At 56.5% G+C, this 15,045-nt stretch carries 13 protein-coding genes; 10 read left to right on the top strand and 3 right to left on the bottom strand.

Going from position 1 to position 15,045, the window contains the following annotated elements; translation table 11 throughout:
- A partial coding sequence (locus tag TH5_RS24155) for a condensation domain-containing protein (protein WP_167443657.1) occupies positions 1-1,019 on the bottom strand: 1,019 nt, incomplete at its 3' end.
- Positions 1,020-1,659: 640 nt separating this feature from the next.
- Between TH5_RS24155 and TH5_RS24150 the strand changes: the two genes are divergently transcribed.
- Positions 1,660-1,848: a DUF3008 family protein gene (locus TH5_RS24150; protein ID WP_114124008.1), complete on the top strand. Its 189-nt coding sequence runs from the start codon at positions 1,660-1,662 to the stop codon at positions 1,846-1,848.
- Positions 1,849-1,880: 32 nt separating this feature from the next.
- On the opposite strand, the gene TH5_RS24145 is transcribed toward TH5_RS24150, so the two are convergent.
- Complete coding sequence (locus TH5_RS24145; RefSeq protein ID WP_114124005.1) at positions 1,881-3,008, bottom strand: Gfo/Idh/MocA family protein; 1,128 nt, start codon at positions 3,006-3,008, stop codon at positions 1,881-1,883.
- A gap of 109 nt (positions 3,009-3,117) precedes the next feature.
- Between TH5_RS24145 and TH5_RS24140 the strand changes: the two genes are divergently transcribed.
- The 9 genes from TH5_RS24140 to iolG all read left to right on the top strand — a co-directional run bounded on the left by TH5_RS24140 (position 3,118) and on the right by iolG (position 13,525).
- On the top strand, positions 3,118-3,942 hold the full coding sequence (locus TH5_RS24140; protein WP_114124007.1) for a MurR/RpiR family transcriptional regulator: 825 nt from the start codon (positions 3,118-3,120) through the stop codon (positions 3,940-3,942).
- A gap of 195 nt (positions 3,943-4,137) precedes the next feature.
- Positions 4,138-5,079, top strand: coding sequence for a sugar ABC transporter substrate-binding protein (locus tag TH5_RS24135; protein WP_114124004.1), 942 nt, complete (start codon positions 4,138-4,140; stop codon positions 5,077-5,079).
- 74 nt (positions 5,080-5,153) lie between these two features.
- Positions 5,154-6,251: an ABC transporter permease gene (locus TH5_RS24130; protein ID WP_114124003.1), complete on the top strand. Its 1,098-nt coding sequence runs from the start codon at positions 5,154-5,156 to the stop codon at positions 6,249-6,251.
- Complete coding sequence (locus tag TH5_RS24125) at positions 6,251-7,030, top strand: ATP-binding cassette domain-containing protein (protein ID WP_114109876.1); 780 nt, start codon at positions 6,251-6,253, stop codon at positions 7,028-7,030. The genes TH5_RS24130 and TH5_RS24125 overlap by 1 nt, the downstream gene beginning before the upstream one ends.
- Positions 7,030-8,943 (top strand): bifunctional 5-dehydro-2-deoxygluconokinase/5-dehydro-2-deoxyphosphogluconate aldolase, encoded by a 1,914-nt coding sequence (locus tag TH5_RS24120; protein WP_114124002.1) that lies wholly within the window; start codon positions 7,030-7,032, stop codon positions 8,941-8,943. The genes TH5_RS24125 and TH5_RS24120 overlap by 1 nt, the downstream gene beginning before the upstream one ends.
- Complete coding sequence (gene iolD / locus TH5_RS24115) at positions 8,940-10,769, top strand: 3D-(3,5/4)-trihydroxycyclohexane-1,2-dione acylhydrolase (decyclizing) (protein ID WP_114124001.1); 1,830 nt, start codon at positions 8,940-8,942, stop codon at positions 10,767-10,769. Before TH5_RS24120 ends, iolD begins: the two co-directional genes overlap by 4 nt.
- 4 nt (positions 10,770-10,773) lie before the next feature.
- Entirely contained in the window at positions 10,774-11,679 is a 906-nt protein-coding gene (gene iolE, locus TH5_RS24110; protein ID WP_114124000.1) for a myo-inosose-2 dehydratase, read from the top strand.
- Positions 11,679-12,482, top strand: coding sequence for a 5-deoxy-glucuronate isomerase (iolB, locus tag TH5_RS24105; protein ID WP_114123999.1), 804 nt, complete (start codon positions 11,679-11,681; stop codon positions 12,480-12,482). Before iolE ends, iolB begins: the two co-directional genes overlap by 1 nt.
- Positions 12,483-12,535: 53 nt before the next feature.
- Positions 12,536-13,525 carry an inositol 2-dehydrogenase gene (gene iolG / locus TH5_RS24100; RefSeq protein WP_114124006.1) on the top strand — a complete coding sequence of 330 codons (990 nt, stop codon included), beginning with the start codon at positions 12,536-12,538 and terminating at the stop codon, positions 13,523-13,525.
- A 433-nt stretch (positions 13,526-13,958) separates the two neighbouring features.
- On the opposite strand, the gene TH5_RS24090 is transcribed toward iolG, so the two are convergent.
- Positions 13,959-15,045: 3-hydroxyacyl-CoA dehydrogenase family protein (locus tag TH5_RS24090; RefSeq protein ID WP_147250178.1), on the bottom strand; the 1,087-nt coding region annotated here is incomplete at its 5' end.

Here is a 15,045-nt window from a genome sequence, read left to right as displayed (position 1 = left end):
CGCGGCGCGCCAAGGCGCATATGCCGGACATCGCGACGCGCCCGGGCAAAGATATCACGGGCCAGTTCGGAAAACCGCGCATGTTGACCCAAATCGGCATCGAAGGGCACGATATAGGAAAATGCCCCTGGCGTCTGGCGTTCGGCCCGTCCCAACCGGTTCAGAAGCGGCATAGTGACGGTCGGGTGTTTGATATGGGTGATCTGCCCAAGCAGGATGAAATAGGCGGCCATGACAATGGCGGTCGGCGATGTGCCGCAGGCTTTGGCTGTTTGGGTCAGTCTGGCGAGTTCCTGACCATCTAGGGTTTGTTCAAGCCGGGCCTGAACCAGTTTTCCCGACGGTTTGTCGGATGAAAACCGCGTAATTGTGTGATCGTCTTTCAGGCGTTCCTGCCAATAGGCAAGATCGCGTTGGAAAGCTGGTGTTTCGTGATAGGTCGTATCGGCGGTGATAAAATCGAGATAAGACCCGAATGTGCTTTCGGGCACAGGGGTAGCGGATTTAAGCGCACTGTATATTTCTGCTGCGCGCATTGCCATCAGATGGCCTGCATATCCGTCACAGACCAGATGATGATACACCCGAACCCACCAGAAACGCCCTTTGCCCAGTTGTAATAGGCGGTGGCGGCAATGGTGCCCGTTTTCCGGATCAAGCGGACGGCGGCGGATTTCTTCGACTTCGTGATGGGCGATCAGAACCGGATCGTCGGCAAAACTTAAATCGATGACGCTGTAATCGGTTTCGCGGCAGGTATCGGCGAAGAACTGGAAGGGATTGCCGCCTTCGGATCCAAAGCGCAGGCGAAGGGCGTCGTTTTCCTGATCGGTTTGGACGATTGCCTTGTGAAGGGCAGGAATATCAAGATCGCCGTCAAAGCGAATGACGCTGCAAATATTGTAATTTGCGCAATCATCCCCCTTGGCCCAGTCAAGCCATATGCTTGCCTGCGGCGTTGTAAGTGGTGCTCCCTGCCGTTCTGTCCCCGGCGCAAACGTATCTGCTTGCTTGTGCAACGTCTGACCTTCCAAACGTTGTTATCGCCATATTGTGACAGGCCTGGTGTTCCTGTTCGCCAGGTTATTCACGCGACCGCGTCACAATTGGCTGTTTCCCCCAACCATATCTGAAAGAATATGGCCGTGATCGGTCCTGTTTTGCAAGAGACTGTCGTGAAAAATTGTATGTTAAATAAATGAAAATGCAGCCAAAGGTTGGGTTCGTGTCAGCCTCCGAACGTTAAACATCTTTATCAGAATCCCCTGTATGCCTTCGATACCAACACCAAACGTATAGTATTGAATTGCCTGCAGCTATTGATGACCGGGTTCGGTAAAAGGCAGGATATAGGTCGCCTGACCGGCAAATTGCCGGTGAAGATTGATCAGCCGGATCGATCCAGAACAAAATGGTCGCGTGCGGCGCGTGCGATTCGTGAAATGTGATCGGCAACGAAGGATCGTCGTGCGTCGAGCGAAGAAGGCATCCCGATGGAGGAAACCCTCCTGTGATATGATGTGGTACATACAGATTGGTGTCGTGCCGACGATTTGAAATCACGGCCTTTCCATGGAACTGGTTTAACGTTTTTTGGAACTTCCGGCCTGTTTTGGATGTTTGACAATCAAGGCAAACATCCAAAACAGGGACGAGACAATGCCTGCGAAATCCAAAGCACAGCAGATGGCGGCCGGTTTGGCGCTTTCGGTCAAACGAGGCGAGAAGAAGAAAAGCGAGCTTAAAGGTGCTGCGAAAGAGATGGAAGAAACCATGTCCGAAGCGGAGCTTGAAGAGCTGGCATCGGGCAAGCGGAAGGGCAAGCCCGAACATAAGTCGGAGTCTTAAGCCTTTCCGGTGATGTGGGGCTGGTTGCCGCGTTACATATCCTTGACCGTTACACGCCGTTCCTCGCGGGCCGACAGGGCAACCGCGTGGATGACTTTTTCGAATTCAAAGGCATCGTCAAAGCCCGGATAGGCGGCGTGATTGTCGCGGATGGCACGCAGGAGGGCGGCGGCCTCGATGACCTTGAGGTCGTTAAAGCCAAGCTGATGGCCCGGTGCGGGACAGAAACTGCCATAAGGCGGATGTTCGGGGCTGGTCAGGATGGTGGTGAAGCCCTGTTTGGCGGTCGGGCCGTCATTGCGGTAAAGCTGCAATTCGTTCAGCCGTTCCTGATCAAAGCACAGCATGCCCTTTGTGCCGTGGACTTCCCATGCCAGTCGGTTTTTGCGCCCCCAGGCGGAGCGGGAGGTTGAAATGCTGCCCTGTGCGCCATTGGCAAAGCGGACAAGGGCGGTTGCCGTGTCTTCGTTTTCGACCTTTGCCCGGCCCGATCCATCGGCAAGCGGTCGGGTTTCATGAACGGTCTGCATATCGGCAATCAGGCTTTCGATCGGGCCGACAAGGCCATAGGTCATCGATACGAGATGGCATCCCATATCCCCCAATGCACCCAACCCGGCATCGGCAATCGTGCTGCGCCAGGTCCAGGGCAGTTCGGGGTTTGCCTGATAATCTTCGTCCACCCAGCCGCGAAAATGCACGATATCGCCAATCACGCCTTCACGGACCAGTTTGCAGGCATGGGTGAAGGCGGGGTTTTTGATGTAATTATAGCCGACCATGGTTTTCACCCCGGCCTTACGCGCCGCATCGCGCATCGCGCGCGCCTGATCAAGGGTCAGGGCCAGTGGCTTTTCGCAATAGACATGCTTGCCCGCCGCAATTGCGGCCAGCGCCATGTCAAAATGCAGCATATTGGGGGTGGTGATCGACACGATATCGACCGCCGGATCGACAATCAGGGCCTTCCAGTCATCGGTGGCGCGGGCAAAGCCGAACTGCTCGGCCATGGTTTGGGCCTTGTCCGCCGGTGTATCGCACAGCAGTTCAAGCCGCACATCGGGAACATCGCCCATCACGGCGCGCACCGCGCCAAATGCAAGCGCATGCGCCTTGCCCATGAAGCCGGTGCCGATAAGACCAATACCGATGGATGCCATTTCGCTGGACTCCCTGCCTGTATCAAAATAGAATTTTTATTCTATAAAATGGATGATCATGGAATACATCCAGCGTCAAGCAAAAACAAAAACAGGAAACCCGTACGCCATGACGGAACAAACCGCGCCGGTCTCGCTTGAGGAATTCAATCATCGGCTGGCTGAAATATCGGAGGCAATGCCCAAAAGATTGAGGCAATGCGCCGAATTTGTCGCCCAGAATACTGACCGTATCGCGGTTTCAACCGTGGCGGAACTTTCCGCCGGGGCGGGGGTGCAACCATCGGCCTTCATGCGGTTTTGCCAGTTGCTGGGCTTTTCGGGTTTTTCCGAAATGCAGAAGATGTTTCGCGAAACATATGCCCAGAAATGGCCCGATTACGCGACGCGACTGGAAAATCTGCGGGCAAGCGGGGCCGATAGCCCGAGCGCGCTTCTGGCCGAGTTTGTCGAGGCCGGGCGGCTGTCGCTTGAAAATTTGGCGTCGTCGATTGATGCCGGATTGCTTGAAGAAGCGGTCAATGTGCTGGCAGCGGCCCCGATGATTCATATTGTCGGGTTCCGGCGGGCATTCCCGGTGGCGAGTTATTTATCCTATGCGTTTGAAAAGATGGATATTCCGGCGGTTTTGCATGACGGGGTGGGGAAGCTTAACCCGCGTCATGCCATTCGAAAGGGCGATGTCATGATTGCCATTACCTTTGCCCCCTATTCGCAGGAAACCATTGATCTGGCGGCCTATGCACGGGGACTCGGCAACCCGGTTGTCGCGATTACCGATACCATGACCAGCCCGCTTCGGCGGATTGACGCCCTGACACTTGCGGTATCGGAAGTTGATGTGGGGGCGTTCAGGGCGCTGTCGGCCACGCTTTCGCTGGCGATTTCGCTGGCGGTGGCGATCGGGGCGAAGCGCGATCAGGCTGTGCAATAGAAAAAATTTGTTGCATCAAAATGAAAATGGAATAAAAATTCCATTCATCGCTTTCGGGGTTCCTAACGCCCGCAAGCGAGGCCCGGTAAAAGTGACGCCTTAAGAAATCACAGGCCGGACCGTTCACTGAACATTCAGTCGACGCATCGGGGCGCAACATGCGGCCCCGTTTCAAAGCCACTAGGGAGGCTAACGATGAAGAAGACTTTGACCGCAATTGCGGCCGCTGCCATTGCCTTTGCCGGATTTACAGGGACTGCTTCGGCAGAAGACGAGAAATTCGTTCTGATCAGCCATGCACCGGACTCGGACAGCTGGTGGAACACCATCAAGAATGCCATCAAGGTCGCAGGCGACCAGATGGAAGTCACGGTTGATTACCGTAACCCGCCGACCGGTGATCTGGCCGATATGGCCCGTATCGTTGAACAGGCGGCCGCCACCAACCCGGACGGGATTATCGTTACCATCGCCGATTTCAACGTGCTTAAAGGCCCGATCATGGATGCGGTTGATCGTGGTATTCCGGTGATCACGATCAATTCCGGCACCGTTGAACAGTCGGCCGAGCTTGGCGCGCTGATGCATGTTGGCCAGCCGGAATATGACGCCGGTTTCGGCGCAGGCAAACGGGCCGCTGCGGCCGGTGCGAAATCATTTGTCTGTGTGAACCATTACATCACCAACCCGGCATCGGTTGAACGTTGCCGTGGCTTTGCCGATGCGCTTGGCGTCGAGCTTGGCAGCCAGATGATCGATAGCGGCATGGATCCGTCGGAAGTGAAGAACAAGGTCGCGGCCTATCTGAACACCAATTCGGATGTCGATGCGATCCTGACACTTGGCCCGAATTCGGCCCATCCGACCCTGGCCGCCGTTCGTGATGCCGGTCTTGCCGGTCAGATCATGTTTGGCACCTTTGACCTTTCGGGCGAAATCGCCGAAGCGATCAAAAAGGACGAGATCAATTTCGCCATTGATCAGCAGCCTTACCTTCAGGGGTATCTGCCGGTCGTTATCCTGACCAACTATGCACGATATGGTGTTCTGCCGTCCGGCAACATCAATTCCGGTCCCGGTTTCATCACCAAGGACAATATCGCGCTTGTTGAAAAATACGCTGGCGAATTCCGTTAAGCATTCCTCCCGTCAGGGGGTGGGCAGCGTGCCGCCCCCTGGCAAAACTCACCTGCCATTAAAAGAGTGATGTCATGACGGACGAGCGGCTCAAGCAAGTCTCAACCCTTCGACGTGCCATGATCCGACCGGAACTGGGTGCTATTTGTGGCACGATCCTGGTCTTTGTATTCTTCTTCATGATCGCGGGCGATAGCGGCATGTTCTCGCCCGAGGGGGTGCAGAACTGGGGCGTGGTTTCTGCGCAGTTTGCCATTATTGCGGTTGGTGCCTGCCTTTTGATGATTGCCGGCGAATTTGATCTGTCGGTCGGATCAATGATCGGTTTTGCCGGGGTGGTGATTGCCATCCTGTCGGTCCATCTGGGATGGCCGGTGTGGCTGTCGATCATTGCGGCCTTTATTGTTTGTGTCGCCCTTGGCGCGCTAAACGGGTTCCTTGTGATCAAGACCGGACTGCCAAGCTTTATCGTCACACTTGCGTTTCTTTATATCCTGCGCGGTCTGACCATCTGGTTATCCATCCTGACCACGCGCCAGACGATTATTGGTGGGGTCAAGGAAGCCGCAGAGGGCGATCCGCTGGCGTTCCTGTTTGGCGGGGTGATTTTCAAGGATCTGTTCCAGTGGTTTGCCGATCTTGGCCTGCTTGATACCTTTACGCGCGGTTCGCGTGAGGGGCAGCCGGTTGTCGAAGGCCTGCCGATGCTGGTGGTTTGGGCGGTGGTTCTGGTGATTTTCGGGCACTGGCTTTTGACCAAAACCCGTTTTGGTAACTGGATTTTCGCATCCGGCGGGGATGCGCAGGCGGCGCGTTATGTCGGGGTTCCGGTCAATCGGGTCAAAATCCTGATGTTCATGTTTACCGCGTTCTGTGCCACGGTTTTTGCCACCTGTCAGGTGATGGAATTCGGTTCGGCCGCAGCAGACCGTGGTCTTTTGAAAGAGTTCGAAGCGATTATCTGTGTGGTGATCGGTGGTGCGCTTCTGACCGGGGGATATGGTTCGGTCATCGGGGCGGCACTTGGCGCGCTGATTTTCGGTGTGGTTCAGCAGGGGCTGTTTTTTGCCGGGGCTGAAAGTTCGCTGTTCCGTGTGTTCCTGGGCGGTATTCTGATCCTTGCCGTCATCATGAACACCTATATCCGCCGCATGATCACGGGAGAACGGTGATGAGCACGCCACTGATTGAAATGAACAATATCGAAAAGCATTTTGGTCCGGTGATTGCGCTGGGCGGGGTGTCGTTCGATGTGATGGAAGGCGAGTGCCATTGTCTTCTGGGCGATAACGGGGCGGGCAAATCGACCTTTATCAAGACCATGTCGGGTGTGCATAAACCGACCAAGGGCACGATGAAGGTCAGCGGCAAGGAAATCACCTTCGATAGCCCGCGTGATGCCATGGAAAACGGTATTGCAACGGTTTATCAGGATCTGGCGATGATCCCGTTGATGTCGGTGACGCGCAATTTCTGGATGGGGCGTGAACCGCGCAAAAGTTTCGGTCCGTTCAAATGGATCGATTTCGATCAGGCCAATTCGGTGACATTAAACGAAATGGCGCGCATGGGGATTAACCTGCGCGAACCGGAACAGGCGGTCGGCACCCTTTCGGGGGGCGAGCGGCAGACGGTTGCGATTGCGCGTGCGGTCTATTTCGGGGCCAAGGTCCTTATTCTTGATGAACCGACATCGGCCCTTGGCGTGCGGCAGACATCCAATGTCCTTGCGACCATCGACCGTGTACGCAAATCGGGCATCGGGGTGATTTTCATTACCCATAACGTGCGTCATGCCATGGCGGTGGGCGACCGTTTCACGGTTTTGAACCGCGGGCAGACGCATGGCACCGCAAAGCGGGGTGAAATCAAACCCGAAGAATTGCAGGATCTGATGGCGGGTGGTCAGGAACTGGCCGAGCTTGAAGGGTCGCTTGGGGGGACGATCTGATGAAAAAGCTTGATGTCATTACCATCGGAAGATCATCGGTCGATCTTTATGGCGCGCAGATCGGCGGCCGACTTGAGGATATGGCATCCTTTAGCAAATATATCGGCGGATCACCGACCAATATGGCGTGTGGTACCGCACGGCTTGGCCTGAAATCGGCGCTGATTACGCGGGTCGGGGACGAGCATATGGGCCGTTTCATCCGTGAACAGCTTGTGGCCGAAGGGGTGGATGTGCGCGGGGTGATTACCGATCCCGAACGCCTTACAGCCCTTGTCCTTCTGGGGGTGCGTGATCAGGAACAGTTTCCGTTGATTTTCTATCGCGAAAACTGTGCCGATATGGCGCTGTGCGAGGATGATATTGACCCCGAATTCATTGCCGATGCGCGGTGCGTCACCGTCACGGGGACGCATTTATCGCATCCGCGCACGCGGGCGGCCGTGCTGAAGGCATTGAAACTGGCGCGGGAAAACGGGGCCAAAACCGCACTTGATATCGATTACCGGCCCAATCTTTGGGGATTGTCCGGGCATGGTGACGGTGAAAACCGGTTCATTGCATCGGACAAGGTCACCAAGGAATTGCAATCGACCCTGCATTTGTTTGACCTGATTGTCGGGACCGAGGAAGAGTTTCACATTGCCGGTGGCACGACCAATACCCTTGAGGCGCTTGAAAATGTGCGGGTTACGTCGCATGCGACATTGGTCTGCAAGCGCGGCCCGATGGGGGCGGTTGCCTTTACCGGCAAGATTGGTGCAAATCTGGATGACGGTATTTCCGGCCCCGGTTTCCCGGTTGAGGTGTTTAACGTCCTTGGCGCTGGCGACGGGTTCATGTCGGGTCTGCTTAAGGGCTGGTTGACGGATCAGGACTGGGAAACGTCGCTTAAATATGCCAATGCGTGCGGGGCGTTTGCCGTATCACGGCATGGCTGCACGCCAGCCTATCCCAGTTGGGAAGAATTGCAGTTCTTCTTTAAGCGGGGGATCAAAACCCCGGCACTGCGTCATGATGCGGAGCTTGAGCAGATCCATTGGTCAACCAACCGGATTGGTAACTGGCCGGAAATGCGGGTGTTTGCATTTGATCACCGGATGCAGCTTGAAGACCTGGCCGATGAGGTTGGTGTTTCCCGCGACCGGATCGGCCCGTTCAAGGAGCTTTGCCTGCGTTCCGTGCGGGATGTGGCGGGCGACAAATCGGGTTATGGCATTCTGTGTGATCCGCGGCTTGGGCGTGATGCACTTTATGCCGCAGCCGGTACCGGACTTTGGATCGGGCGGCCGGTCGAACAGCCGGGATCGCGCCCATTGCGGTTGGAAATTGGCCCGGATATCGGCAGCAAGCTTGCCGAATGGCCGGTCGAGCATGTGGTCAAGGTGCTGTGTTTTTATCACCCCGATGACGACGCGGCGATGAAGGCCGATCAGGAAGAAACCATCAAACGTCTGGCCGATGGGGCACGGGCCAACCGGTTGGAATTCCTGTTGGAGGTGATCCCGTCCAAGGTTGCGGCATGTGATGATCAGACGACGGCAAAAATCATCGAGCGGTTTTATGAAATCGGGGTTTATCCCGATTGGTGGAAGCTGGAGCCGATGAAGTCGGACGCGGCATGGCGTCATGCCTGTGACATGATTTCGCGTCATGATCCTTATTGCCGGGGCATCGTCGTTCTGGGCCTTGAAGCGCCCGAAGCCGAACTGGTGGCAAGTTTCGAAGTTGCCGCCAAGCATGAGATGGTCAAGGGCTTTGCCGTCGGGCGGACGATCTTTGCCGGGGTTGCGCGCGACTGGCTTGCGGGTAACATTGACGATCAAACAGCCGTTACGCAGATGGCGGAAAAATATCGCGCACTTTGCACCACATGGGACGCAGCGCGCAAAAAATCGGGAGGAGCGGCATGAAAACCGTTCGATTAACCGCCGCCCAAGCCATGGTGCGGTATTTAAGCAAACAGCAGAACGAAGACGGTGTAGCGTTTTTCGGCGGGTGCTGGGCGATTTTCGGTCATGGCAATGTCGCCGGGATTGGCGAGGCATTGCACGCCATCGGTGATGATTTCCCGACCTGGCGCGGCCATAACGAGCAGGGCATGGCCCATGCCGCCATTGCCTATGCCAAGGCATCAAACCGCAAGCGCGCCATGACGGTCACGACATCGATCGGGCCGGGTGCGACCAATATGGTGACGGCTGCGGCCTTGGCGCATGTCAACCGTCTGCCGGTTCTGTTTGTGCCCGGTGACGTGTTTGCCAATCGCGCACCTGATCCGGTTTTGCAGCAGGTCGAAGATTTCGGTGATGGCACGATTTCGGCCAATGATTGTTTCAAACCGGTCAGCCGTTATTTTGATCGCATCATGCGCGCCGAGCAGCTTTTGACCGCCCTGCCACGTGCCATGGCAACCCTGACCGATCCGGCCGATTGCGGCCCGGTGACATTGGCATTCTGTCAGGATGTGCAGGCAGAAGCCTTTGACTGGCCCGAAAGTTTCTTTGACGTCAAAACCTGGAAAACCCTGCGTCCGCGCGCCGATCTGGATCAGCTTGACGCGGCGGTGGCGGCAATCAAGGCGGCCAAACAGCCGATGATCATTGCCGGTGGCGGGGTGCATTATGCCGGGGCCTGCGATGCCTTGGCCGAGTTCGCCCATCGCCACAATATTCCGGTCGGGGAAACGCAGGCGGGTAAGTCCGCCATGCCGTGGGATGATGAGCTTAACCTTGGTTCCATTGGGGTTACGGGGGCGAGCAGTGCCAACGCGATTGCCGAAAAATCCGACCTGATCATTGCGGTCGGGACACGATTGCAGGATTTCACCACCGGAAGCTGGGCGCTGTTCAAGCATCCGGACAGGCGTATTCTTTCGATCAATGTCGCGTCCTATGACGCGGCCAAACACAATGCGATTGCGGTGACGGGAGATGCCAGGGTGACACTGGCCGAGATCGGCGGGATGCTGGGCGATTACCGGGCACCGGCGATTGATGCCGGGCTTAAACCCAATTGGATTGCGGCGGTGGACAAGGTGACGGCAACGCCGACGGGCAATGCCCTTCCGACCGATGCGCAGGTGATTGGTGCGGTTCAGCGCAGTGTTGATGACGATGCGATTATCGTCTGTGCGGCGGGTGGTCTGCCCGGCGAGCTGCACAAGCTTTGGAAGGCGGCAAAACCCAACGGTTATCACGTTGAATATGGCTTTTCCTGCATGGGATATGAAATTGCCGGTGGGCTTGGCGTCAAGATGGCACAGCCCGACCGCGAGGTCGTGGTGATGGTCGGTGACGGGTCCTATATGATGATGAATTCCGAACTGGCGACCAGTGTGATGCTGGGCCACAAGATCATCACGGTGATCCTTGATAACCGTGGCTTTGGCTGTATCAACCGGTTGCAGATGGCGACCGGCGGGGAAAGTTTCAACAACCTTCTGGATACCGCGCGCCATGTGGTGCCGTCCGCGATTGATTTCACCGCCCATGCCGGATCGATGGGGGCGATTGCCGAAAAGGTATCGTCGATCAGCGAACTGGAAGCGGCGATGGAACGTGCGCGCAAGGCGGACCGGTCATACGCCATTGTCATTGATACCGATCCCCTGCCAAGCACCGATGAAGGTGGCCATTGGTGGGATGTTGCCGTGCCCGAAGTTTCGGTTCGGCCAACGGTGAACGAAGCACGCAAAAATTACGAAGCTGCGCTTAAACAACAGCGCCCCGGAGATTAAGAAAATGATCCTTTACGGTACCAACCCGATTGCCTGGTCCAATGACGATGATCAGACGCTGGGTGCTGAAATCAGCCTTGAAACCTGTTTGTCCGAAGCAGGTGAAATCGGTTTTGACGGGATTGAAAAAGGCCACAAGATGCCGACCGAACCGGCGGCATTGAAGGCCAAGCTTGACCCCAACGGGCTTAAATTCGTTTCAGGCTGGCATTCTCTTAATCTTCTGACCCATTCGGTCGAGGACGAGAAAAAGGCGATCCAGCCGCATCTGGATTTGCTGAAAGCCATGGGATGCAAGGTTTGCATCGTGTGCGAAACCAGCAATGCGATCCATGGCAACGACAATGCAGCCCTGTCTGATAGTCCGGTTTTGGCGGCGGACAAATGGGCGAAATTTGGTGCGGATGTTGAGGCGATTGCCGCCTATTGCGCCGATCAGGGCGTGACATTGGTGTATCATCACCATATGGGCACGATTGTTGAAACGGCGGATGAAATTCATGCCTTCATGGCCCATACCGGCCCGAAAACGCACCTGTTGCTTGATACCGGGCATGCATGGTTTGGCGGGGCCAATCCCGAAGAACTGGCAAGCCGTTATATGGATCGGGTGGCGCATATCCATTGCAAAAACGTGCGTCCGAAAATCGCCGAGCAGGTCCGCAATCAGCATCTGAGCTTCCTTGAAGGGGTGCGGCGTGGCGTGTTTACCGTGCCCGGTGATGAAGACGGGATTGTTGATTTTGAACCGGTTCTGAAAATCGCGGCCGAGCATGGTTATTCCGGCTGGCTGGTGATCGAGGCTGAACAGGACCCGGTCGTGCGCAATCCGTTCAAATATCAGTCGATGGGGCTTAAGGCGCTTCGTGCGATGGCGCAGAAAACCGGACTGGATAAGGGAGAAGCCTGATGGCCGATCTGCTGAGAAAACCGTCGGGGACCCGTGGAAAGGTCCATGACATTACCGCCCAAAGTGCCAATTGGGGCTATGTCGGGTTCGGGCTTTATCACCTGAAAGCCGGTGAAACGGCAGCCGAGCCGACGGGCGACCGCGAAGTGATTTTGGTCCTTGTCGAAGGCAAGGCAGAAATCGCGGTGGGCGATCAGAATTTCGGGGAACTGGGCAAACGCATGAGCGTGTTTGAACGGATTCCGCCAGCCTGTGTCTATGCCCCCAATGATGCCGACTGGAATGCCAAGGCCACAACCGATTGCGTGTTGGCGGTCTGTACCGCACCGGGCAAAGGCAATTATCCGGCCCGCGTGATCAGCGATATCGAGATGGTCGAACGCGGCAAGGGCGCCAATACCCGATACATCCATCCGATTGCGATGGAGGAAAAGGATATTGCCGACAGTCTGCTTGTGACCGAGGTGTTCACCCCGTCGGGCAACTGGTCAAGCTATCCGCCGCACCGCCATGACGAGGATAATTATCCCGACATGACATACCTTGAGGAAACCTATTATCACCGGCTTAATCCCAAGCAGGGCTTTGGTTTCCAGCGGGTGTTTACCGAGGATGGGGAGCTTGACGAAACCATGGCGGTTTCAGATGGCGATGTGGTGCTGGTGCCCAAGGGGCATCACCCGTGCGGCAGTCCTTATGGCTATGAGATGTATTATCTGAATGTCATGGCCGGGCCGATGCGCAAATGGCGGTTCCAGAACCATCCCGATCATGACTGGATTTTCCAGCGCGACAGCAAATAACCCGTTTTCCGTATTCCCGTCTTCGCAACATTTGTCCTTTCAGGATGTCAAACATGCTTAATATCGGACTTCTTGGTGCTGGCCGTATCGGCATCACCCACGCCAAAGCCGTTCAGGCCCTGCCAAATGCCAAAATCGCCAAGGTTTTCGACCCGGTTGATGCCGCGGCGGAAAACGCGATTGCCCTTACCGGGGCGACCCGTGCGACGGTCGAGGAAATCATGGCGGATGGCGATATTCACGCCGTTATCATTGCCACCCCAACCGACCTTCATGCCGATCAGATCGAACTGGCCGCACGGGCGGGCAAGGCGATTTTCTGTGAAAAGCCGGTCGATCTGGATGCCGGGCGGGTGCGCGATTGCCTTAAGGTGGTCGAGGAAACCGGTGCGGTTCTGATGGTCGGGTTCAACCGCCGTTTTGACCCCAGTTTTGCCCGCCTTCGGGCCGAAATTGATGCGGGCGCGATTGGCGATGTTGAAATGGTGCAGATCACGTCGCGTGATCCGTCCGCGCCGCCGGTTGATTACATCAAACGTTCGGGCGGGCTTTTCCGCGATATGATGATCCATGACCTTGATATGGCGCGCTTCCTTCTGGGAGAAGAAATCGTATCGGTCTATGCGACCGGTGCGGTCCTGACCGATCCGGCGATCAAGGCGACGGGCGATGTCGATAGTGCGGCGGCGACCCTTCGGACCAAAAGCGGCCGGATGGCGGTGATTACCAATTCGCGCCGTGCGACATATGGCTATGACCAGCGCATCGAGGTGCATGGATCAAAAGGGCTGGTCGAGGCCGGAAACCATCGCACCACGTCGGTCACGGTGGCGAACGGGTCGGGCTATACCGCCGAACCGTTGATGGATTTCTTCATGTCGCGTTATGCCGATGCCTATCGGATCGAGCTGACGACTTTCTGTGATGTGGTGGCGGGTAAAACCAGCAATTACCCGAGCGGTGCGGATGGCCTGAAAGCGTTGATTCTGGCCGATGCGGCGCTTGAATCGCTTTCGACTGGCAAGGAAGTTCTGGTCGGGTAAGCGAAAAAAATCGCCGACCACGTCAAAAAGTTCTTGATTTGTTCTATTTGGTCTGCTATAAGAACCAAGTCAACACCAGAATTGCGCCCGTCGGGAATTTCCCGGCGGGCGTTTTTGTTTTGGCGTATGTGATGTGCAGTGTGCGGCGGGCAGCCAGATTGACGGTTCGTCGGGTCGGTATTATGGCCACGGGCGGCGATTTTGGCCGTCTTGCTGGCGGTCAAGCGGGGGACAAACGGCAGTCAAAAGCAGTCAAAGACGGCCAAGCGGGAGAGTTGCGCCCGGTTTGCAGGCTGTTTGAGCGCCAGTTGAGCGTCATTTTGGTGGCTTTACGCCCGAGTTGCGCCCGGTTTATGCCGGGTCGCGGTGATGTTGGATAAGGGCCGGGTTCGGGCACCTTTCCGGGGCGGTGAAAGCCCCGGATTTCAGGTGTTCAGGCGGTCTTTTTTAGGTGCATCGGCCCGCCCTTGTGGCGGGGGAAGCCGTAGCCGTTGACCATCACGACATCGATGGCGTCGGGGCTGTGCGCAATGCCTTCGGTCAGGATTTTTTCGCCTTCTGCCTGCATGGCAGACAGGATGGTTTCGATAATTTCGGCATCGGAAAACGGGCGGCGTTTGATGCCCTTTTTCGCCGATTCAGCGATCACCAGTTCATCGACAACAGGATCAGGGAAAGCTTTGCCATGTTCATCATAGCGATACCAGCCAAGGCCATTCTTGCGCCCGAAACGGCCCATTTCGCAGAGATAATCCCCAAGCGCGACATAGCGTTCATTCGGGTCGCGGGTGGGGGCCAGGCGTTTGCGTGTGGCCCATGAGATTTCGAGCCCGGTCATATCCTGCATGGCAAACAGGCCCATCGGGAAACCGAAATTGGTCATGGCGCGGTCAATGTCAGACGGGAGAGATCCGTCTTCGAGCATGTATTCGCAATGTTTGCGATAGGCCGACATGATCCGGTTGCCAATAAAGCCATCACACACCCCGCAAGGGACCGCGATCTTGCCAAGGCGCTTGGCGAAGGCAAGGGCAGTTGCGAGTGTTGCGGGGTTCGCCAGACGGGTGCGGACAACCTCAAGCAGTTTCATCACATGCGCCGGGGAGAAGAAATGAAGGCCGATCACCCGTTCGGGATGGGTGCAGGCAGTCGCAATCGCATCGATGTCGAGATAGGAGGTGTTGGACGCCAGCACCGCATCGGGTTTGCAATGGGCGGACAGTTTGGCAAACACGTCGTGCTTGACGCCCATGTCCTCGAACACGGCCTCGATCACCAGATCGCAATTGGCAAGCGCTGCGTAGTCCTTGCTGCTGACGAGGTCGCCCAGAAGCTGATCATGGCGGGACTGGGTGATGATGCCGCGTTTGAGCGACCCGCCGAGATGATGGCGGACATTGGCAATGCCGCGTTCACAGGCATCATCATCGCGTTCGATCATCACCACGGCATAGCCGGCCAGAAGGGCGGCGGTGGCGATACCGGCCCCCATGATGCCGCCGCCAATGACGCCGATTTCG

Source organism: Thalassospira xianhensis MCCC 1A02616, assembly GCF_003326475.1.
Classification (GTDB): Bacteria; Pseudomonadota; Alphaproteobacteria; order Rhodospirillales; family Thalassospiraceae; genus Thalassospira; species Thalassospira xianhensis.
This window is presented reverse-complemented; position numbering and strand designations above follow the sequence as displayed.